Consider the following 20654-nt stretch of genomic DNA (forward strand, 5'->3'; position numbering starts at 1 on the left):
TCAAGCCGTGCGCGGCACGAAGTAGCCCGCCGCGATCCCATAACGGAAGATCCTGCGCAGCAGCGTTTTGCCCGTCGCGCGAGGCAGGGCCGGCAGGATCGCGGCGGTTGCGTCGCGTGCGAAGCGCACCTGGCGCGTCAGGTACGACTCGTACAGCTTCACGACCTCGTCGTAGTAGCGCCGCTCGAGCGGCTTCATCGCGGCGGCGTCGAACACATGCCGCGGCACATAGCGAGGCACGTGAAACGACGGGAACTCCGCGCAGACGTCGTTGATTTCGCGCAGCGTGGTCGGCGCGCCCGAGGTCAGATGCAGCGTGCGTCCGCGCACCAGCGGGAACTTCACCAGTGCCTCGACGACGCAGTCGGCGACCCAGTCGATCGGCACGATGTTCAGCGTCGCGCCGTAGTCGCCGGGCATCGTGCGCACGAGTCCCGCGGCCGTCAGGCGCACGACGGTGTAGAGCGTGTCGAACTTGCGGATCACGCCGCTCGCCGAGTCGCCGACGATGATCGACGGGCGCAGCACCGCGGCCGGCAGACCGCTGCGCATCGCCGCCCGCACCGATTGTTCCGCGCGGTACTTGCTCTGCTCATACGGGTTGCCCAGCCGCTGGCCGAGGTCCAGATCGTCCTCGCTGAACACGCCGGGACGCTCGCCGCAGACATAGGCGGTGCTCACGTAGAGCAGCGGAATCGGCGCTTCGTCGCGAGGTTGCGCGAACTCGACGATGCGCTCGGTGCCGCGAAAGTTGATCGCGTCGTAGACCTCGGGCTTGCGGCCGAAGCTGGTGAGCGCGGCACAGTGGACGATCGTGCCCGTCGTCGCGCGCAGCGCCTCGTAGGTGTGCGGGTCGAGCCCAAGGTGGGGTTCGGCGACGTCGCCCCGCACACATGCGAAGGTTCCGGCCGAAGGCGTGTGGCCGTCGTACGTGGTTGCCGCGAGCGGCGTGCCGTCGTTGCGGACAACCGGTCCTTCGGAGCGCAAGAATGCGACGACCGGGTAGCCCATTGCCGTGAGCCGGGCGATCACTTCGGCGCCCAACAGACCTCGCGCACCGGTGACGAGAACGTGCTTATTCATCGTGGGTGACCATCCAGGGTTGCGTGTCATTTGAGGAAAATCTCGGCCAGCATTCCGAGCTCGACGGCGACGATGAAGCGCGTGCCCGCCCAGCGTGGCCGGCCCGGCCTGCTCGCGGGGCCCGGCCGACTCGCGTTGAGCCAGACGAGCCATACGAGTGGCAGCGTCGCCGCATAGATCGAATAGGTTTGCGACAGGCCTGCGAGGCGCGACAGCGACACGTTGATGCCGAGCGCCAGCATCAGCAGGACATTCAGCGCGACGCGGATTTCGCGCGCCGACAGGTGATAGGGCTGCAGTGCGGTGGTGCCGACTTTGCGCGAGAACTTCCAGAATTCGTAGCCGGTCCACATCGAGCCCGCTACGCACATCACGGCATAGAAGCTCAGTTCGCGGCCAGCCATGTCGCGCCACCAGAAATAGCCGTACATGAAGACCGCGAAGGGCGCCCCCTCGAATGCGGGAAAGCACAGCAGCGGGCTGCTCGGGAGCAGCCGCTTGAATACGAACGGCGCGGCGAAGGCGAGGGCGGTGGCGGCAGCGGCGGCCGTCCTCGCGTGCTCCATGCCGGTGTTCAGCGCAACGAGCAGCAGCGCGCTGGTCGCGAGGCTGGCGACGAGACGTGTGCGTCGTGCCTCGCGGCGCGCCAACAGCGCGTGCCCGGCGGGATAGTCGCGTTCGAGATCGTCGAGATCGTCGATCAAGCGAAGCTGGACGAACAGCAGGAGAAAGGACACGAGGCCGGCCAGCACACGCCAGCCCGGTTCAACGGCGACGCCGGCGATCCGTCCGTACAGCAGCAGCGAGCAGACGAACGCGCCGGCGATCGGCAGCGCTTCGGCGGCCAGCGGCAAGCGGCCGAGCGTGTTGCCGACGGCAGCTGCCGCGGCCGCAAGCCGGCCACGTCTTGCCTGCGCGGTGGCCAGCGAAAGGCGCGGGCTCATGTACGCATCCCCTCGTTGGCGTCCACGCGGATGGCGGCGTGCCGGATGCACAGGTCCACGAGCGAGCCGACCGTGAAATACGTTTCGGCGTGTTCTTCGTTCAACGCTTCTAGCGGCAGACGGTCGATGCCGAACGCCTGCTCGACTGCGACCACCGCTTCGACGAGCGATAGCGAGTCGAGGCCGAGATCGGCGATCAGCGAACTCTCGAGGTGAATCTCTGCGTTGAAGTCGCGCTGATGCTCGCGGCAGACGCGCAGCAACTGCGTGCGTACGATGCCGAATACGGTGTTGCGCAGCGACGCATTTTTCGGTGTGCTGGCCATGCTGGGTTCCTTTCCGTTCACGCGTTGCTCGGCGCGGCGTAGCGCCACGGCAGAGTCTGGCCACCGGCCAGGATGCCCTGGGGATGCGCGAGCGCGACCGGCTCGATCGCCAGTTGCAGGCGGACGAGTGCGAGCGGTCGCTCCAACGCTTGTTCCCAGCGGTATGAGAGGGGAATGCGCGCGCGCTTGCCACGCAGCCATGCGCGGTGCAGAAAACGATGGACCCAGAAGTTCGGCCACCACGGCGCGGTCAACGCGGTGCCGAGCAGACCGACGATGCGCGCGCGCATCGGTTCGAGGCCGCAGTCGAATGCGAGAAGCGAGGTCTCGCCGGCCCAGTCCTGTCCATAGCCCGTCAACACGTGCAGCAGGTCATGAATGCAGCCGCTGCGCTCGATGAACCACTGACGGTCCGGGCCCGGCAGGATTTCTTCGAGACCGGCGGCCAGCCGGCTTGCTTGCAGCAGACCATCGGCGCTGTAGCCGCTGCGCTCCATCATCGCCATGTAGGCGCGGCCGAACGAGCCGGGCGGCAAGCGCAGCAGCGTGTCGGAATCAGCGAGCGTATCGAGCAATGACGGCTGTTCCGAAAGCAGCGCGCCGGCGCCCGGCTCGCTCAGAAAGCGCTGGTACATCGTCTCCATCTGACCGCCGTCGAGCGCGATCATCACTTCGTAGGCATGCTGAATGTCGTCTACGTTCTCCCTCAACGCCTTGATCGCTCGCAACGCGCGCGGCCAATCGATGTGGCGTCGCGCCAGCGCGTCGTCCTTCAAAGTTGCTGTCATCTGCGGCTCCCGGCAAAGATCAAGAGGGCGGGTCACGAGTGGCGATCGACCGGTGCCACTTCTTGCGGACGCATTTTGCAGGGTTCATGCCAGTCATCCGTTGGCACCACGCAAGTCGTCCTCATCCCCTGCAAGAACGGAACGAAGTGCCCAGATCTCAAAAGGCGGGGCGGGTATCGCGCGGATTGAAGCGGTGTCGGCGCATTGCCGACGCACGTTGGAGGAAAACCCCTCAGCCTCCTGAATGTCGGTGCCGGTCCAACATCCGAAGGAGATCTGTTGGTTGCAGCTCGACTGCACGACGTCTGATACCGGCCCGGTTCACATGCCAACGTCCAAACATCTAAACGTTCGGATATATGGCCCGGCCTTTTGAAATCTGGCGGCCTGCTTGCGTCATTGCCTCTGACGGGGACTCACTTCGCGCAGCAAAAGAATGCCTGGCACGAACAGTGCACCAGGAGCGCGAACAACGGGTGGTGCCCTTTGGAATTCCTGGAACTCACGAGGACGGAGGTAGAGCAATGAATCAGGCCTGGAAGGCGAAAGCGGGGCAGTTCCTGCCGGGGGCGAATCTGACTGTGCTGCCGCACTGGGAGCGCGACGCGGTGCCGAGCTACGATCGTGCCGAAGTCTCGGTGCCAGGGCGCCTTCACTTCGCCGTGTTCGACTTCATGCAAATGATGCCCGGCTTCGGCGGCGGCGGACTCGGCGTATCGACGAGCACGGTCGGACACCGGATCACCGTCACGAAGACGAACAACGGCGAAGGCGGCTGCGACGTGCCGAGCGGGCGGCACATGCTCGAGTTGTTCAAGCGAACGGTCGGCTACTCACGCGACGACATCCGTGTCGATCGGCTGCGCAGCATCCAGCATCAGCACAGCGGCTTCGGCTCGAATGTGTCGTTCAACACCGCGACGCTCGCCGGCTTGAACGCGTTGTTCGGCTCACCGTTTTCGCCGCACGACATGTGGGAAATGATCACCCGCAACTACGTCGAGACCGCGAAGGATGACGAGCACGTGTATTTCGGCCTCGAGACCGGCGTCGGTGAAGCTTGCCTGTTCTTCGGCGGGCTGGTCTGGGTCGACGAGAAACACGGCAACGGCCGTTTCCTCGGCAACCTGAGTTCGGAAAACCTGTGGGTGACCACCGCCGTTGGCAACTACGACACGCTATCGACCGAAGCGCTGCGTGCGCATGGCGAAGGCGCGGACATGTCCGGCACCACCGAGGCCGGTTTCGTGCCGACGCATTTCGTCGAGTGGCAGAAGCGCTATGGCACCGCGTGGCGCAACTTCATCGAACAGAAACTGCGGCCGGCGCTGCATCGCAACGACCTGTTCGCGTTTCTGAAGCACGGCTGGGAACTCAACAGCATGAGCAACATGAAGGTGCTCGAAGGCATCTTCCGGACCGACGTGATGCGTGAGTTCGACGAGACGATGCAACGCGAGGGCGCGGTGTACGCGGGGATGAGCAGCGCGGGTCCGGGCTTCTATGCGTTTTCCGACTGCGAGGAAAAGGCGAAGCACCTCTCGGCGGTGATGCGGCATCGGTTCAGTGAATTCATGAGCGAGATGACGGTGGCCCGCGCGGGCCAGAAGATGTCGATCGACGTCGCCGTCTAGCCGCGCCCTTTTTCGACCCCTTGCGACCCCTTGCGACCCCTTGCGAACCCTCGCGAAACTTTCCACTGAGACTGATCGAACATGGCCAAGCGCGTCACCTTCGTCAACACGAACCAGATCAAGCCGGCGATTGCGCCGATTGCCTTCGACTATCTGTCGGCGCCGATGGAGCGTGCAGGGTTCGAGCTCAACTTGCTCGACCTGTGCTTCTCCGACGATTGCGAGGCGGCCATTGCCGAGCACTGCCACACCGCCGCGCCGGATTACTGGGGGGTGACGCTGCGAAATACCGACGACGTCTATTTCTCCAGCGGCTACAGCTTTCTCGAACGCATCAGGGACATCGTCGCGATGCTTCGGCGTGCGCGCGCGGTCCCGATCGTGATGGGCGGCGCGGGCTACTCGGTGATGCCGGAAAAACTGCTTGCGTACCTCGACGCGGACTTCGGCATAGTTCGGGAAGGCGAATTCAGCTTTCCCGAACTGCTGACCTGCCTCGAAGAAGGCAGGAGTTTCACGCACATACCCGGCTTGGTCTACCGCGATACGGCCGGCGTGCATGCTACGCCGCTCGCGCCCAACACATGCGGACCGTTGGCCAGCATAGGGCCTCACAAACGCGAGCTGGTCAACAACCCGCACTATTTCGCCAAAGGCGGCCAGATCGGCATCGAAACGAAACGCGGCTGCAATCGCTCCTGCATCTATTGCGTCGAGCCGCTGATCAAAGGCCGCTCGGTGCGCATGCGCGAACCCGATGACGTCGTCGCCGAGATGGCATCGCTCGAGGAGCGCGGGGTCAACGTCTTTCACATCAACGACTCGGAATTCAATCTGAGCGTCGCGCATCCGATGGCGCTGTGCGCCGCCATCATCCGGCACGGGCTCGCCGGAAAAATCCAGTGGTATGCGTACGGGATGCCGCGGCCGTTTCCCGACGAACTCGCGGCCGCGATGAAAGCGGCCGGTTGCGTCGGCATGAACTTCGGCGTCGATACCGCCAGCGAAACGATGCTGAAGATACTGCGCCGCACCTTCAGTGCTCCCGACATCGAACATGCGGTCAATACCGCGAAGCGCCACGGCCTCGAGCACATCATCGAACTGCTGTTCGGCGCACCCGGCGAGACGCAGGAGACCGCTCGCGAGACGATCGAGTTCATCAAGCGGGTCGATCCGGAGCGCGTTTCGGTCACGGTCGGGCTGAGGATTTTTCCGGGCACCGAGCTCGAACAGATGATCCGCCGCGAAGGCCTGCACGTCGGGAATCCGAATCTGCACGGCCATATCGAAGGCAACGACGATCTGCTGCACCCGGTGTTTTATCTGCCGACCGCATTGGGCCCGGACCCGCAGCAGTTCGTTGCCGATCTGATCGGCAATGACCGGCGGTTCTTCGGGACCAATGCGAGCCTGTTCAACTACAACGCGAACGACGCGTTGGTCGAAGCGATCGCGCAAGGCGAACGCGGCGCGTATTGGTCGATCCTGAACCGGATCGAGAAACGCTTCGAAGCGGCCCATCACGCGCGCGCTTGTCACCGCGCGTCGGCGGACGGCGGCGATCCGGACTGGACGCCGATCGAGATTTTGCCGATCGAGCAAAGCGCCTGACGCGGGATGTGATGTCCGAAGCGGCCAGCCATCCGCTGGCCCGTGTACTTTCAACGCAGGAGGAGTGCATGCTTTTAGAAAACAGCCAGCCTGAGCCGTACAGGATCAAGATGGTCGAGCCGATCAGGCTGATCGACCGCGAGCAACGGCAGGCGCGGCTTGCCGCTGCCGGGTACAACGTGTTTCGCCTCGAAGCCGACGACGTCTATATCGATCTGATGACGGACAGCGGCACCTCCGCGATGAGCGCGAACCAGTGGGCGGGCATCATGACCGGCGACGAGTCGTATGCCGGCTCCCGCAGCTTTACCAAGCTGACGCAGGCGGTGCGGGACATGCTCGGCTTCGAATACGTATTGCCGACTCACCAGGGACGGCCGGCCGAGCACTTCCTGTTCCGGACCCTCGTGCGCCCGGGCCAGGTGGTGCCGTTCAACGCGCCGTTCGATTCGACCGAGGCGCACGTATCGATTGCCGGCGGGACCGCGATATCGTGTGTCGCCGAAATCGGCTACCAACCCTCTGTCGAGCATCCGTTCAAGGGCGACGTGGATGTGCAGAAACTGCGCAACGTGATCGAGAGCGAAGGGCGCGACAACGTTCCGCTAATAATGGTCTCGCTGACGAACAACGCGGGCGGCGGACAGCCGGTATCGATGGCGAACCTGCGCGCGGTGAAAGCGTTGGCCGATGAGTTTGCGATTCCCGTGTACTTCGACGCGGCGCGCTGCGCGGAGAATGCTTATTTCATCCAGCAGCGCGAGAGCGGCTATGCGAACCGGTCGGTGGCGGAAATTCTGAAGGAGCAGTTTTCCTACGCCGACGGCTGCACGTTCAGTTGCAAAAAGGATGCGCTGGTCAACATCGGCGGCTTGCTCGCGACACGGTCGCGCGTGCTCTACGAGCAGGTTGTGCCGCTGCTCGTGCTGCACGAAGGCTTCGTCACCTACGGAGGGATGGCAGGCCGCGATCTCGAAGCGCTCGCGATCGGTCTGCGCGAGATGGTCGACGACAGATACCTGCAACACCGCGTGGGTCAGGTCGAACGGCTAGGGGACACACTGCTTGCCGGTGGCGTTCCGATCCTCAGGCCGACCGGTGGACACGCGGTGTATGTCGATGCGGCCGCCTTCCTGCCGCACGTGCCGCGCTCGGAGTTCCCCGCCGAGGCGCTGGCTTCCGAGCTTTACCTGGAGGGCGGCGTGCGCGCCGTCGGTCTGGGCTCGTTGGCGTTCCTGAAAGAAGATCCATCGACGGGCGCGCTCAGCGCCCCGAGGCTGGAACTGCTGAGGCTCGCCATTCCTCGCCGCGTCTACACCGATAGCCACCTCGCGGCGGTTGCGGCGGCGTTGATCCGGGTCTACCAGCGACGCGATTCGATCCGCGGTATGCGCATCGTCTCGGCGCCGCCGATGCTCAAGCACTTCACCGCGGTGCTCGCGCCGATCGAGGCCCGTGACGAGGTGTTTGCGGAGAGCCGCGAAGTGATGGTCTGAGGTGATTTCATGTCGAATGCCGTGTTCGAAGCGCTCGAGCTCAAACCGCATGCTTATCCCGGCGTACTGGTCACGTTGTGCGGCGTGGATGGGGCCGGAAAGTCCTCACTGATGAAAAAGCTCGAAAGCGCGTGTACGCATGCAGGGCTCAATTGCGTGACGACGTTTACGCCGACCAGTCGCATCCGCAAAGATGCGTTGTTCCGGGAGATGGTCGACAGCCACTGGCATACCTTCAAAGCGAGCTCCGAGCCCGACGCAAGCGTACGTCGCGTCGACATGCTGGGCATTCTGCTGTCCATCATGGGCGACCTCGTCCAGCATCTGACCGACACGGTCATACCGGCACTGGGACGCGGCGACGTAGTCTTTTGCGACCGCTACGTGTTCACCTCTCAGGCCGAGATCGGCACGCGTTCCGATCCGGCTGCGACTGCGCCGGTGCTCCGCAGCATCGCTGGCCATGTGCTGCGTCCCGACGTCGCCTTTGGTCTGAACGTTTCCGGCGCGACTTCACACCGCCGCGTGCGCTCAAGGAACGACGTGAACGACCAGCCGCCGCCGATGAGTTTTCTGACGCGTCAGGTGGCGGCCTATCGCGCCGTGTTCGACGTCAATGGCGTCGTCGCGCTGGATGGGGAGCGGAGTATCGACGAGACGTACCGCGCGGCAATCAGTCGTATCGCGGCTATCGAACGGGTTGCGGGGCGGTTGGGCCCTATCGCGGCGGAACACGCTGCAGGAACCCTGGCGGCATGCTGAGGCTTCGACCTGCACCGACACGCCGCGTCCTGGCGTCGAGGTGGGCGACAAAACGCACGTCGACACGTTTTGGTGAGCATGTCAATACAGTCTCCGAGTCGATTCACTAGGCCGCCAGCGGGACCGCGCCTGTACATTTGATTTCATCGAGGCAAACGCTGGACTTGACTCCGCTCACGCCCGGAATACGCATCAGCGTATCCAGTAGAAACTCCGACAGCGCTTTCAGGTCGTGCGCGACGACTTTGAGCATGTAATCGATATCACCCGTTACGACGAAGCATTCCTGAACCTGGGTGAGTTCCGAGATCATTCGCTTGAACTTCGACAGGTCGCGCACATGGCCTCGCTCCATCGTCACCTGGATGAAAGCCACTACGCCGAAGCCCAGCAGCTGCGCGTCGAGCCGCGTCTCGTAGCACTTGATTACGCCCATTTCCTCGAGCCGGCGATGACGCCTCAGCGTTTGCGCGGGCGACAGCTTGATCGCCTCCGCCAACTCGAGATTGGAGATGCGCCCTTGCGACTGAAGAATCTCCAGCAAACGCACGTCGATTCGGTCGATGTCGATTGTATGCACTCTTATTTCCTCGTTCCGCAGCGAAATGAAATGTTAATGCACAAATCAGGGTTTGTCTGCGTCCGCTAGGAAATCCTATTGCATCGATAAAAAATTAAACTGATTCCAGATGTTGCTGCGACACGAGCGCGTGTGCTGGGAAGGTGGTCAGATGAGCAGGTGGCTCGAGGGCCTTTCCCTGCGTGACGAATGGGAAATTTTCTTTCATTGTTCCAACATGCCTCCGCATCAGTCAGTGCCCGTCGATCGCCACCAATCATTCAACCTCCGCTGAACCTGAGAAATCATGGCCGACCTGTTTGACAATCCAATGCAACTGATGGGCTTCGAATTCGTTGAATTCGCCTCGCCCGCACCCGATGTCCTCGAACCGCTGTTCGAGCAGATGGGCTTCACACTGGTGGCTCGCCACCGTTCGAAAGACGTGCTGCTTTACCGCCAGGGCGAAATCAACTTCATCGTGAATCGTGAGCGCAATAGTCAGGCCGCTTACTTTGCCGCCGAACATGGCCCGAGTGCTTGCGGCATGGCATTTCGCGTGAAAGATTCGCACAAGGCCTACGCCCGCGCGCTGTCGCTGGGCGCTCAGCCGATCGAAATCGCAACCGGTCCGATGGAGTTGCGATTGCCGGCAATCAAAGGCATTGGCGGCGCGCCGCTTTATCTGATCGACCGCTTCGAAGACGGCAAGTCGATCTACGACATCGATTTCGAGTTCATCGAAGGTGTCGAGCGCCGGCCGGCCGGTCATGGCTTGCGCCTCGTCGATCATCTGACGCACAACGTTTATCGCGGCCGCATGACGTATTGGGCCAACTTCTACGAGACGCTGTTCAACTTCCGGGAGTTGCGCTACTTCGACATCGAGGGCGAATACACGGGGCTCACGTCGAAGGCGATGACGGCGCCGGACGGCAAGATCCGCATTCCATTGAACGAGGAGTCCGGCAAGGGGAGCGGCCAGATCGAAGAATTTCTGATGGCCTTCAACGGCGAGGGCATTCAACACATCGCCTTCCTGACCGACGATCTGATCGCGGTGATCGACAACCTGCAGATGGCTGGCGTGCCGCTGATGACCGGGCCGAACAGCTACTACTACGATGCGCTCGAAACCCGCCTGCCAGGCCACGGTCAACCGGTTGGCGAATTGCAGTCGCGCGGCATTCTTCTCGATGGAACGACTGCGGATGGATCGCCGCGCCTGTTGCTACAGATTTTTTCCAAACCGCTGCTTGGCCCCGTTTTTTTCGAATTCATCCAGCGCAAGGGCGATGAAGGTTTCGGGGAAGGCAATTTCAAGGCGCTGTTCGAGTCGCTCGAACGCGATCAGATCGAGCGGGGCACGCTGAAAGTTTGACGCGCATGCAACCCGTTCATCGCCGCTTCAACCATACCTATCCCAGCAAGACACGGCACCGGCGTCACAAGCGTCGGCTGTGAGGCCTCGGCATACTTCGCCTGCTCTGACCCGAGCAGGCGAAAAAAGCGAAGCGTGGCGTCCAGAACCAACCGCAGGACACAGGAGACAACATCGTGGCACACCAGCAACAGGGCACGCTAAAGCGCGGCCTGAAGAATCGTCACATTCAGTTGATCGCGCTAGGAGGCGCAATCGGCACGGGCCTGTTTCTCGGCATCGCGCAGACCATCAAGACGGCAGGGCCGTCCGTGTTGCTTGGGTACGCGATCGCGGGCATCGTCGCTTTCTTCATCATGCGGCAACTCGGCGAAATGGTCGTCGACGAACCCGTCGCAGGTTCTTTCAGTTACTTCGCAGGAAAATACTGCGGGCAATTCTCTGGCTTTGTTTCCGGGTGGAATTACTGGGTGCTGTACGTGCTCGTGTCCATGGCGGAACTGTCGGCCGTTGGCATCTACATGCAGTACTGGTGGCCAGGACTGCCAACGTGGGTCTCCGCACTCGTGTGCTTTGGCGTGATCAACGCGATCAACCTCACGAGCGTGAAGTCATACGGCGAACTCGAATTCTGGTTCTCGATCGTCAAGGTCGCGGCGATCGTTGGCATGATCGGCTTCGGCGGCTATCTGCTGATTTCGGGCCATGCGGGTCCTGAGGCGGGCGTGACCAATCTGTGGCGCCACGGCGGCTTCTTCCCGAACGGCGTGTCGGGTCTCGTGATGGCGATGGCCGTCATCATGTTCTCGTTCGGTGGACTGGAACTCGTCGGCATTACGGCCGCCGAGGCCGAAGATCCTTCGCACACGATCCCGCGCGCGACCAACCAGGTGATCTACCGGATCCTGATTTTCTACGTCGGCGCACTCGGCGTGCTGCTGTCGCTGTATCCGTGGGAAAAAGTCGTCGCGGGCGGTAGTCCGTTCGTGCTGATCTTTCACGCGATGAATAGCAACTTCGTCGCCAACGTCCTCAATGCGGTGGTGCTCACCGCCGCGCTGTCGGTGTACAACAGCGGTGTCTATTGCAACAGCCGCATGCTTTACGGCCTCGCAGGCCAGGGCAATGCGCCGCGCGCTCTGCTGAAGGTCAACGCGCGCGGGATTCCGCTCGTCGCGCTGGGTGTGTCCGCCGTGGCGACGGCCGCCTGCGTGGTAATCAACTATCTGATGCCGGGCAAGGCATTCGAGCTGCTGATGGGGCTCGTCGTCTCGGCGCTGATCATCAACTGGGCAATGATCAGCATCATTCATTTGCGTTTCCGCGCTGCGAAAGCGCGCGCCGGTGAGACGACCCTATTCCGCAGCCTCGGTTATCCGCTTACCAACTATCTTTGCCTGATCTTCCTTGCCGGCATTCTGGTCGTGATGTGGCTGATACCGGATCTGCGCATGTCGGTCTACCTGATCCCCGTTTGGCTCGTTGCGCTGGGCGTCGGCTATCGCTTGCGCAACAGGCGGGCGGGCGCCTCGGTTGCCGTTGGCGTGCCGACGCGCTAGGCACCGCGCTTTTGCGATCTTTTGGCCTGATTCAAGGAACTAGCATGTTTGAACACATCGATGCCTATGCGGGCGACCCGATCCTCACTTTGAACGAAAACTTCGCGAAGGATTCGCGCGAGCACAAGGTCAATCTGAGCATCGGCATTTACTACGACGATCAAGGCCGCTTGCCGGTGATGCAAGCGGTACGCGAGGCCGAAGGACAACTGCTCGCCGAACTCGGTCCCAAGCCGTACCTGCCGATGGCGGGCTTCGCCCACTACCGCGATGCCGTGCAATCGCTGGTGTTCGGCGACGACTCGGCGGCGCGTACCGAGGGGCGCATCGCGACCGTGCAGACCTTGGGCGGCTCGGGCGCGCTGAAGGTCGGTGCGGATTTCATCAAGCGCTACTTTGCGGGCTCGCGGGTATGGGTCAGCGATCCGACGTGGGAAAACCACCGCTTCATCTTCGAGCGCGCGGGATTCGAAGTCAATGCGTACCCGTACTACGACGAGTCGAGCGGCGGTCTGAAGTTCGAAGAGATGCTATCGGCCATCGACGCTCTGCCGGCGCGCAGCGTCGTCCTGCTGCACGCGTGCTGTCACAACCCGACGGGTGTCGATCTGAACGACGCGCAATGGGTGCAACTGATCGAGGTCATTGGAAAGCGGAACCTGCTGCCCTTTATCGACATGGCGTACCAAGGCTTCGGCGCTGGTATCGACGCCGACGCATTCGCGATTCGTGAACTGGTGCGCCAGAACGTGCCGGCGTTGGTGGCCACTTCGTTCTCGAAGAACTTCTCGCTGTATGGCGAGCGGTGCGGCGGACTGTCGGTGATTTGCGAGTCACCGGACATTGCCGCGCGCGTATTGGGTCAATTGACGAGCGCTGTGCGCGCGAACTACAGCAATCCGCCGACGCATGGCGCGAAGATCGTAGCGCGCGTGCTGACCACACCGGCGCTGCGGCAATCGTGGCAACAGGAGCTTGCCTCGATGTGCCGGCGCATCATGCGCATGCGCGCGGAGATCCATGAACGCCTGCGCGGCAAGGTGCCGGACACGATGCTCGCGCGCTACCTCGAGCAGCGCGGCATGTTCACGTACACGGGGCTGTCGGCGGAGCAGGTCGACACGCTGCGCGAACGGCACGGCGTCTACCTGATCCGGTCCGGGCGCATGTGCGTCGCCGCGCTCAATGACAACAACGTTGCGACGGCGGCGCAGGCCATCGCTAAGGTCATCTCGCGCGCAGGCGATTGACAGCACCGCAGGCTGAGCGCGCCAGCCTGCTACGCGATGTCGTCAAATGCGCCGTCCGTCCATGTCAGTTTCGTCGCGCGCTCGCGTTGCCGCTGTGCTTGAGCGTCGGATCGATCAACGAAGCCTTGACGTCCACCGAAGACGCTTGCCCGAGCTTCGCGTAGCCGCCCTTGAGCCATTCGTCGGCGACTTCACGGCCACGCTCGAACAGCGTGCTGAGCAATGACCAGGACGTGCTGCTCTTCGACACGAATCCGAACTTCGCCAGAAATTCGTCGTCGCGAATCAGGTGAAACCTGACGGGCTTGTAGCGGCTCTTGCTCGCCGCTTCCTCGCCGACCGAATCGAGCACGTGGTTGACCGCTTCGATCGCGTTGATCTCCAGCACCACGGACGCGTTGAAACCGATTTCATTGAGCCGTTCGAGAATGCCGCGCGCATCTTTGGGCGGCATATCGTGGCGCACGAACGGATTCGCGAGCACGAGAATCAGGTCCTGGGCGTGCTCGATCAACGGCGCCAAAGGCGGGTTGCCCAGATAACCACCATCCCAGTACGGTATGCCGTCCACGCTGACGGTGCGAAACTCGTTCGGGAGGCATGCGGAAGCGCGCAATACGTCAATCGAAATAGCGGGGCGGGTGAAGATTGCGCGTTGGTTGGTTCGTACGTCGGTTGCGCAAATGAATAGTTGCGGGCCGTCGCGCGTCGTATTGAGCGCGGCGAGATCGTGCTCGGGGAGCGCGGAACGGATCACCGGCCCGAGCGGATCGCGGTAGAACGGATTGCCATAAGGCGAAGCGACGAGTCCGACGGCCTCCAGCATGATGGCGGCGGGATTCCAGTCGATATTCCAGCCGCCGAATGGGCCAGGTTCGGAAAAGCCGAGGAGCGCGTTGCCCGCCAGCGCGCCGGCGCGCGATACCGCTTCCCAAAACGCGCGCAGCATGTCGCGTGCTTTCGTTGCCCCGCTGGTTGCGAGACCCGCCGCGCACAGCGTCGCATTGATGCCGCCCGCGCTCGCGCCGCTGATTGCCGCGATATCGAGTGGCATTGCCTGCGACGAAGCCTCCAGCAGACGGTCGAGCACACCCCACGTGAACGCGCCGTGCGAACCGCCGCCTTGCAGGGCAAACGCGACCTTGGGGCCCTTGTGCCGCGTCGAGTTCCGAGGTTCCTCCATCGTCACGGCTCCTTCGCGTCTTGATCGCGTTCCGGCAATCTTACCCGTAAGTGTCACGCGTTTGGTCTAGCCTCGCCAGACGCGGCTGCGGGTTTGTCTCGGTTAAACCGCCGCCCGGCAGCAGGTACAGTGTGAGGCGATTTGCGGCGGGCCGGGGCCCAAACCTCGGCCGATCGATACTATTAATAGTCGCAAGTGACATATCCGATAAAAAACGGGCCATGAGAGAGAAGTTGAATGACATAAGCCAGCGTGCCAGGGCGGCATCGCGGGCTCACCGCGCTTGTCCGGGGGCGCCTCGATGAAACGGGATTTCGACCAGGATTGCCGAGGCGCGATCACGCTAAATGGGCTGGCGCGCAGGTTGGGGCGTACCCGTGAGCAGGTGATGCAGCGCTGGATCGCCGAGACTTCGGAGCAGGGCGCGCACCCCGGTGCGGACGGCGGGCAGGGACTGACTGCCTGTTTCGCCTACATGCTGGCCGAGGTATGCGCTTCCTTGCTGGTCGCCGACAGCGACGCGTCTTTAACCGATCACGTAGGTATCGCGCAGCCCGGCAGGTTCTGGCCGGACGACTGGCGGGTCACGGATCTGTTTCGCAACATGGATCTGATGCAGCGCTTTCTGAAGCACGAGATCCGCGCGTATTTCGGTCCCGTTGCCGCATCCGTCGACGTTCACATGCGGGCGCACGACGTTGTCGAGCGCACCTTTCGCGCGATGATCGAAAACGCGATCGAGGCGTACATGCAACGTCAGGCGGGCGAGGTGGCGGCGGCACAGGACAGCCTGCGCACGGCGCTGACCGCGCTGAAGCTCACGGAGGAGCGGCTGCGTGTCGCGACGAGCGCGGCCGGCATCGGCATCTTCGAGTGGTGTGGCGCGTCGCGACAAGGCGTGTGGGAAAACCGCCGGATGTACGAAATCACCGGGCAGCCCGAGGACAGGGGCCCGTTGACGGAAACCGAGTTCATGACGTCGGTCGTTCATTCGGACGATGTCGAACTGCTGCGAAGCCATTTCCAGGCCCGGCGGGTCTCCGGCGAACCGGTGCATGTCGCGTTCCGGCTGCACCGCATAACCGACCGTGCGCTGAGGACCGTCGAAATGTTCGGGTATCTGCGACCGCCGATTCATCAGGACGATTACACGTTCATCGGCAGCTTGTGCGACGTGACGGAGCGGGCCGACGCGGAGGCGAAACTGCGCGACGCCGATCGCCGCAAGGACATCTTTCTGGCCACGCTCGCGCACGAGCTGCGCAATCCGTTGGCGCCCGTGCGCAACGCCGCGCATCTACTGGGTCACAGCGCGGGAGCCGATCCCGCCAAACGCGAGTGGCTGCGCAATGTGATCGAACGCCAGACCGGTCACCTGTCGCATCTGATCGACGACCTGCTCGATGTATCGAGAATCACCACCGGCAAGATCGAGTTGAAGCGCGAGGTCTTCGATATCAGGCTGGCACTCGACCACGCTCTCGAGATCACGATGCCGGCTGCGTCGCAGCGGCATCACGACATCGTGCGTCTGCCGCTGGAGCACCCGGTGTACGTGCACGGCGACCCGGCGCGGATCACCCAGACATTTTCGAATCTGCTCGATAACGCGATCAAATACACCGACGAGGGTGGGCGGATTGTCGTATGCGCAACGCTCGTCGGGCAGGAAGTCTCCGTGACGGTGTCGGACACGGGCACAGGTATTTCGGACGACGCACTGCCTCACGTGTTCGATCTGTTCGTACAGGGTTCCTGCCACGGCGAGCCGTCGAGGGGCGGTCTTGGGATCGGGCTGTCGGTGTGCAAGACGCTGACCGAAATGCACGGCGGGACCATTGCCGCGAGGAGCGCAGGCAAGAACAGAGGCAGTGAATTCGAAATACGTCTACCCGTTTGCCAGGGCCGCGATCAGGACGCGAAGGACGGTGCCGAAGCCGGTCTGCCGGCGTCCGACCGTCTGCGGGTTCTGATCGTCGACGATAACAGCGATGCCGCTGTGTCGCTCGCCATGATTCTCGACGCGCACGATGTGCGCACCGCGCACAGCGGTGAAGAGGCGCTTCAGATAGCCGCTGCGTTCGAGCCGCAGATCGTGTTCCTCGATCTTGGGCTGCCGGGAATCAGCGGCTATGAGGTTGCGCGTCGGCTGAGGGAACATCAGGCGGCCGGCAAGCGCGTTGAAATCGTCGCCGTGTCGGGATACGGACACCCTGAGGACGTGGCTCACTCAGCGGAGGCGGGGTGTGATACGCATCTGGTCAAACCCGTCGATATCGAGGAACTGCTCGCGATCATCAGGCGGATGACCGGCGAAAAACGTAAACGCGAGCCGTGACCCGCCGTCAGTACCCCATTTCCAATCTGCGACAATAGCCCCGATTCCCGTCCAGGCCGATCGTGAAATGGAACTCAGACAACTACGCTATTTCCTCAGCGTCGTCGAACACGGCAGCATGGGGAAGGCCGCGCTCGAACTCGGCGTCGTCACTTCCGCGCTGAGTCAGCAGATCAGCCGCCTCGAAGGCGAACTGTCGACGCGCCTTTTGCAGCGCACCTCCAGCGGCGTCGTGCCGACCGATGCCGGTCTCGCGTTCTGGCGTCAGGCGCAACTCGCGCTGCGTCATATCGACGACGCGGCGCTCGCCGCGCGCGCTGCCCGGCTCTCGGGCCACGTCAGCGTCGGCATGGCGCCCAGCACCGCCAGCGTGCTCGGGGTGCCGTTCATGCAGGCCATGCGCGCGCGCTATCCCGACGTGCGGCTGCGCATCGTCGAAAGCCTGTCCGGCTATCTCGCGTCGATGCTGAGCGCACGCCAGATCGATCTTGCCGTGCTGTTTCGCCCGGAGCCCGCGCAGCGCTGGAGCGTCGTGTCGCTGCTCGACGAGCGGCTGTTCGTGATCGGCCGGCACGAGCTCGAAGGCATGCCGTCGGGCGCGAGCGTGCGTCTCGGGCAACTCGGCAAGCTTCCCCTCGTTCTTCCGAGCGGCGCGCACGGCCTGCGCTCGCTGCTGTCCGCCGCGTTCAAGCGGGCCAAATATGAACCGAACATCGCGGCCGAAGTAGACGGCCTCGCTCTGCTGATGGACGTCGTGCGCACGGGCATCGCCGCGACCATCCAGCCCGGCGCCGCACTCGCGCGGCCGGAGAACGCGGTGCTGGCTAGCGTGCCCGTGTCCGAAAGCTTCGCCGTGCGGCCCAATATGATCGCGAGCATCTCCGACGACGAGCTTTCACCTGCGGGGCTCGCCGCGCGCGTGGTGCTCGCCGACGTCGCGCGCGAACTGGTGCGCGAAGGCCGCTGGCCCGGCGCGCGCCTGCGTCAGTCGGAGGGCTTCACAAAAACTGAAGGCCTGTTGACGGCCCGCTGATGGCGGAGGACGAGCGCGACCTTTAGAGTGCGTCCGAAAGGAGGCCCACAAGATGGTCGACGTACTCGTAATCGGAGGAGGCAATGCGGCGCTCTGCGCGGCATTGATGGCGCGCGAAGCCGGCGCGTCGGTTGTGCTTCTCGAATCGGCGCCGCGCGAATGGCGCGGCGGCAATTCCCAACACACCCGCAATTTGCGCTGCATGCACGACGCGCCGCAGGACGTGCTCGTCGATGCCTATCCGGAAGAAGAATTCTGGCAAGACCTGCTGAAGGTCACCGGCGGCATCACGAATGAGCATCTCGCGCGTCTGACGATTCGCGCGTCGTCGTCGTGCCGGCCCTGGATGCAAAAGCACGGCGTGCGCTTTCAGCCGCCGCTGTCGGGCGCGCTGCATGTGGCGCGCACCAACGCGTTTTTCATGGGTGGCGGCAAGGCGCTCGTGAATGCGTATTACCGCAGTGCCGAGGCGCTGGGCGTCGAGATTCGCTATGACACGCCGGTCGATTCGCTGGAACTGGACGGCGGCCGTTTCGTCGCGGCCAGGAGTGGCAGCCAGCGCTTCGAGGCGCGCGCCTGCGTGCTGGCGGCGGGCGGCTTCGAATCGAACCGCGAATGGCTGCGCGAGGCCTGGGGGCAAAACGAGCGCGGCGAATGGCCCGCCGACAACTTCCTGATCCGCGGCACGCGTTTCAACAAGGGCGTGCTGATCCGCCACATGCGGGATGCCGGCGCGGACATGATCGGCGATCCGTCGCAGTCGCACTGCGTGGCCATCGATGCGCGCGCGCCGCTCTATGACGGCGGCATCTGCACGCGCATCGACTGCGTGTCGCTGGGCGTGGTCGTCAATCGCGAGGCCGAGCGCTTCTACGACGAAGGCGAGGACTTCTGGCCGAAACGCTATGCGATCTGGGGACGCCTCGTTGCGCATCAACCGGGACAGATCGGCTACTCGATCATCGATTCGAAGGCGATTGGCCGCTTCATGCCGCCGGTGTTTCCGGGCGTGAAGGCCGACACGCTGCCCGAACTCGCGCGCCAACTGAAGCTGCCTGAAGCACGCTTCGTGGAGACGCTGTCGCGCTACAACGAGTCATGCCGGGTCGGCACCTTCGATCACACCTCGCTCGACGACTGCCACACGGAAGGCGTCATACCGCCCAAGACGCACTGGGCCCGCCCCATCGACACGCCGCCGTTCTACGGCTACGCATTGCGTCCCGGCATCACGTTCACGTATCTCGGGCTGAAGACCAACGACCGCGCCCAGGTGCACTTCGGCGGCGAGGCGAGCGAGAACCTGTTCGTCGCGGGCGAGATGATGGCGGGCAACGTGCTCGGCAAGGGCTATACAGCGGGTGTCGGCATGTCGATCGGCACGGCGTTCGGGCGCATTGCCGGCACTCAGGCCGCGCGCGCCGCACTGCAGACTACGGAGGTTTCCTGTGCAGCAAACTGACACGCTCGCGTCCGAACGCACGCGCGCCGCGGCGTTCGAATCGAAGCACGACATGCAACGCACGCGCGGCGGCTCGCGCGTGATTCCGATCGTGCCGCTGACCGCAAGCGAAGGCGAAGTGGCGCGCCAGATGCAGATCTGCAACGCGTGCCGCTATTGCGAAGGCTTCTGCGCGGTGTTCCCGGCGATGACGCGGCGCCTCGAATTCGGCAAGGCCGACGTCAACTATCTGGCCAATCTGTGCCATAACTGCGGCGCCTGCTACCACGCATGCCAGTACGCGCCGCCGCACGAATTCGCGGTCAACGTGCCGAAGGCGATGGCGCAAGTGCGCCTCGAAACCTACACCGAATACGCGTGGCCCAAGGCGCTAGGCAAGCTGTACAAGCGCAATGGCGTGACGCTGTCGGTCGCGCTGGCGGCGGGGCTCGCGCTGTTTCTGCTGCTCGGCACCGCAATGCATGGCGGATTGAGCGGCAACGTCGCGCCCGCGAACTTCTACGCGATCTTCCCGCACAACCTGCTGGCGGCGATGTTCGGCGCGGTCTTCCTGTTCGCGATCGTGGCGCTCGGCATCGGCGTGACGCGCTTCTGGGGCGACGTGTCGCCGGGAACCGCGAACGCGAGCACGCCGGCCGTGACGGAAGCGGCGAAAAACGCGCTGACGCTCAAGTATCTCGACGGCGGGCATGGCGATGGCTGCAACGAATCGAACGATGCCTTCACGCTCGCGCGGCGGAAATTTCACCACTTCACGTTCTACGGGTTCATGCTGTGTTTCGCGGCAACGGTGGTGGCGACGCTCTATCACTACCTGCTCGGCGAGGAAGCGCCGTATCCTGTCTTCAGCTTACCGGTATTGCTCGGCACGGCGGGCGGGATCGGCCTGATCGTCGGGCCCTTGGGGCTCCTGTGGCTCAACCTGAAGCGCCATCCGGAGCAGGGCGATGCGCGCCAGCGTCCGATGGACCGTGCCTTCATCGCGCTGCTGTTGCTCACCAGCGCGTCGGGCCTCGGGCTGCTGGCATTGCGCGAAACGGCGGCGATGCCGTGGCTGCTGGCGGTGCATCTTGGCATCGTGATCGCCTTGTTCGCGACGCTTCCGTACGGCAAGTTCGCGCACGGCATTTTCCGCTCGGCGGCGCTGCTCAAATCGTCTATCGAAAAGCGCCAGCCCAATACCTTGGGTCTCGGCTCGGACTAGGCGCGACACGCGCCGCATATTTGCATAACAACAGGGGA

17 protein-coding genes are annotated in these 20654 nt (G+C 63.4%); 11 read left to right on the plus strand and 6 right to left on the minus strand.

The window, feature by feature from the left end; all coding sequences use genetic code 11:
• Genes G5S42_RS38325 through G5S42_RS38340 form a run of 4 tightly spaced genes read right to left on the minus strand, consistent with a single transcriptional unit; the run spans position 1 to position 3141 of the window.
• Positions 1 to 1083, minus strand: coding sequence for an SDR family oxidoreductase (locus tag G5S42_RS38325; RefSeq protein ID WP_176111889.1), 1083 nt, complete (start codon positions 1081 to 1083; stop codon positions 1 to 3).
• 26 nt (positions 1084 to 1109) lie between these two features.
• A complete protein-coding gene (locus G5S42_RS38330) occupies positions 1110 to 2027 on the minus strand; it encodes a hypothetical protein (protein WP_176111890.1) in 918 nt (305 codons plus the stop codon).
• Positions 2024 to 2353 (minus strand): acyl carrier protein, encoded by a 330-nt coding sequence (locus G5S42_RS38335; protein WP_176111891.1) that lies wholly within the window; start codon positions 2351 to 2353, stop codon positions 2024 to 2026. The genes G5S42_RS38330 and G5S42_RS38335 overlap by 4 nt, the downstream gene beginning before the upstream one ends.
• 17 nt (positions 2354 to 2370) lie before the next feature.
• Positions 2371 to 3141 carry a Coq4 family protein gene (locus G5S42_RS38340; RefSeq protein ID WP_176111892.1) on the minus strand — a complete coding sequence of 257 codons (771 nt, stop codon included), beginning with the start codon at positions 3139 to 3141 and terminating at the stop codon, positions 2371 to 2373.
• Positions 3142 to 3665: 524 nt separating this feature from the next.
• Here G5S42_RS38340 and G5S42_RS38345 point away from each other — a divergent pair.
• The 4 genes from G5S42_RS38345 to G5S42_RS38360 all read left to right on the plus strand — a co-directional run bounded on the left by G5S42_RS38345 (position 3666) and on the right by G5S42_RS38360 (position 8647).
• Complete coding sequence (locus G5S42_RS38345; RefSeq protein ID WP_176111893.1) at positions 3666 to 4775, plus strand: hypothetical protein; 1110 nt, start codon at positions 3666 to 3668, stop codon at positions 4773 to 4775.
• A gap of 81 nt (positions 4776 to 4856) precedes the next feature.
• On the plus strand, positions 4857 to 6389 hold the full coding sequence (locus tag G5S42_RS38350) for a B12-binding domain-containing radical SAM protein (RefSeq protein ID WP_176111894.1): 1533 nt from the start codon (positions 4857 to 4859) through the stop codon (positions 6387 to 6389).
• 68 nt (positions 6390 to 6457) lie between these two features.
• Complete coding sequence (locus G5S42_RS38355; RefSeq protein WP_176111895.1) at positions 6458 to 7885, plus strand: tryptophanase; 1428 nt, start codon at positions 6458 to 6460, stop codon at positions 7883 to 7885.
• Positions 7886 to 7894: 9 nt separating this feature from the next.
• A complete protein-coding gene (locus G5S42_RS38360; protein WP_176111896.1) occupies positions 7895 to 8647 on the plus strand; it encodes a dTMP kinase in 753 nt (250 codons plus the stop codon).
• Positions 8648 to 8753: 106 nt separating this feature from the next.
• On the opposite strand, the gene G5S42_RS38365 is transcribed toward G5S42_RS38360, so the two are convergent.
• A complete protein-coding gene (locus G5S42_RS38365; RefSeq protein WP_013094327.1) occupies positions 8754 to 9227 on the minus strand; it encodes an Lrp/AsnC family transcriptional regulator in 474 nt (157 codons plus the stop codon).
• A 286-nt stretch (positions 9228 to 9513) separates the two neighbouring features.
• Here G5S42_RS38365 and hppD point away from each other — a divergent pair, with 286 nt between their 5' ends.
• The 3 genes from hppD (at position 9514) to G5S42_RS38380 (ending at position 13396) form a co-directional block, all read left to right on the plus strand.
• Positions 9514 to 10587: a 4-hydroxyphenylpyruvate dioxygenase gene (hppD, locus tag G5S42_RS38370; protein WP_176111897.1), complete on the plus strand. Its 1074-nt coding sequence runs from the start codon at positions 9514 to 9516 to the stop codon at positions 10585 to 10587.
• Positions 10588 to 10763: 176 nt separating this feature from the next.
• Positions 10764 to 12146: an amino acid permease gene (locus G5S42_RS38375; RefSeq protein ID WP_376777199.1), complete on the plus strand. Its 1383-nt coding sequence runs from the start codon at positions 10764 to 10766 to the stop codon at positions 12144 to 12146.
• Between the two features lie 44 nt (positions 12147 to 12190).
• Positions 12191 to 13396, plus strand: coding sequence for an amino acid aminotransferase (locus tag G5S42_RS38380; protein WP_176111898.1), 1206 nt, complete (start codon positions 12191 to 12193; stop codon positions 13394 to 13396).
• 64 nt (positions 13397 to 13460) lie between these two features.
• Here G5S42_RS38380 and G5S42_RS38385 read toward each other — a convergent pair whose 3' ends face one another.
• Entirely contained in the window at positions 13461 to 14579 is a 1119-nt protein-coding gene (locus G5S42_RS38385; protein ID WP_176111899.1) for a patatin-like phospholipase family protein, read from the minus strand.
• 301 nt (positions 14580 to 14880) lie between these two features.
• Here G5S42_RS38385 and G5S42_RS38390 point away from each other — a divergent pair, with 301 nt between their 5' ends.
• The 4 genes from G5S42_RS38390 (at position 14881) to tcuB (ending at position 20616) form a co-directional block, all read left to right on the plus strand.
• Positions 14881 to 16917, plus strand: a complete 2037-nt coding sequence (locus G5S42_RS38390) for a hybrid sensor histidine kinase/response regulator (RefSeq protein WP_176111900.1) — start codon at positions 14881 to 14883, stop codon at positions 16915 to 16917.
• Between the two features lie 67 nt (positions 16918 to 16984).
• Complete coding sequence (locus tag G5S42_RS38395) at positions 16985 to 17950, plus strand: LysR family transcriptional regulator (RefSeq protein WP_176111901.1); 966 nt, start codon at positions 16985 to 16987, stop codon at positions 17948 to 17950.
• Between the two features lie 52 nt (positions 17951 to 18002).
• Positions 18003 to 19412: an FAD-dependent tricarballylate dehydrogenase TcuA gene (tcuA, locus tag G5S42_RS38400; RefSeq protein WP_176111902.1), complete on the plus strand. Its 1410-nt coding sequence runs from the start codon at positions 18003 to 18005 to the stop codon at positions 19410 to 19412.
• On the plus strand, positions 19399 to 20616 hold the full coding sequence (gene tcuB, locus G5S42_RS38405) for a tricarballylate utilization 4Fe-4S protein TcuB (RefSeq protein WP_312883701.1): 1218 nt from the start codon (positions 19399 to 19401) through the stop codon (positions 20614 to 20616). Before tcuA ends, tcuB begins: the two co-directional genes overlap by 14 nt.
• Positions 20617 to 20654 lie beyond the last annotated feature (38 nt).

The organism is Paraburkholderia youngii (assembly GCF_013366925.1).
GTDB classification, from domain to species: domain Bacteria; phylum Pseudomonadota; class Gammaproteobacteria; order Burkholderiales; family Burkholderiaceae; genus Paraburkholderia; species Paraburkholderia youngii.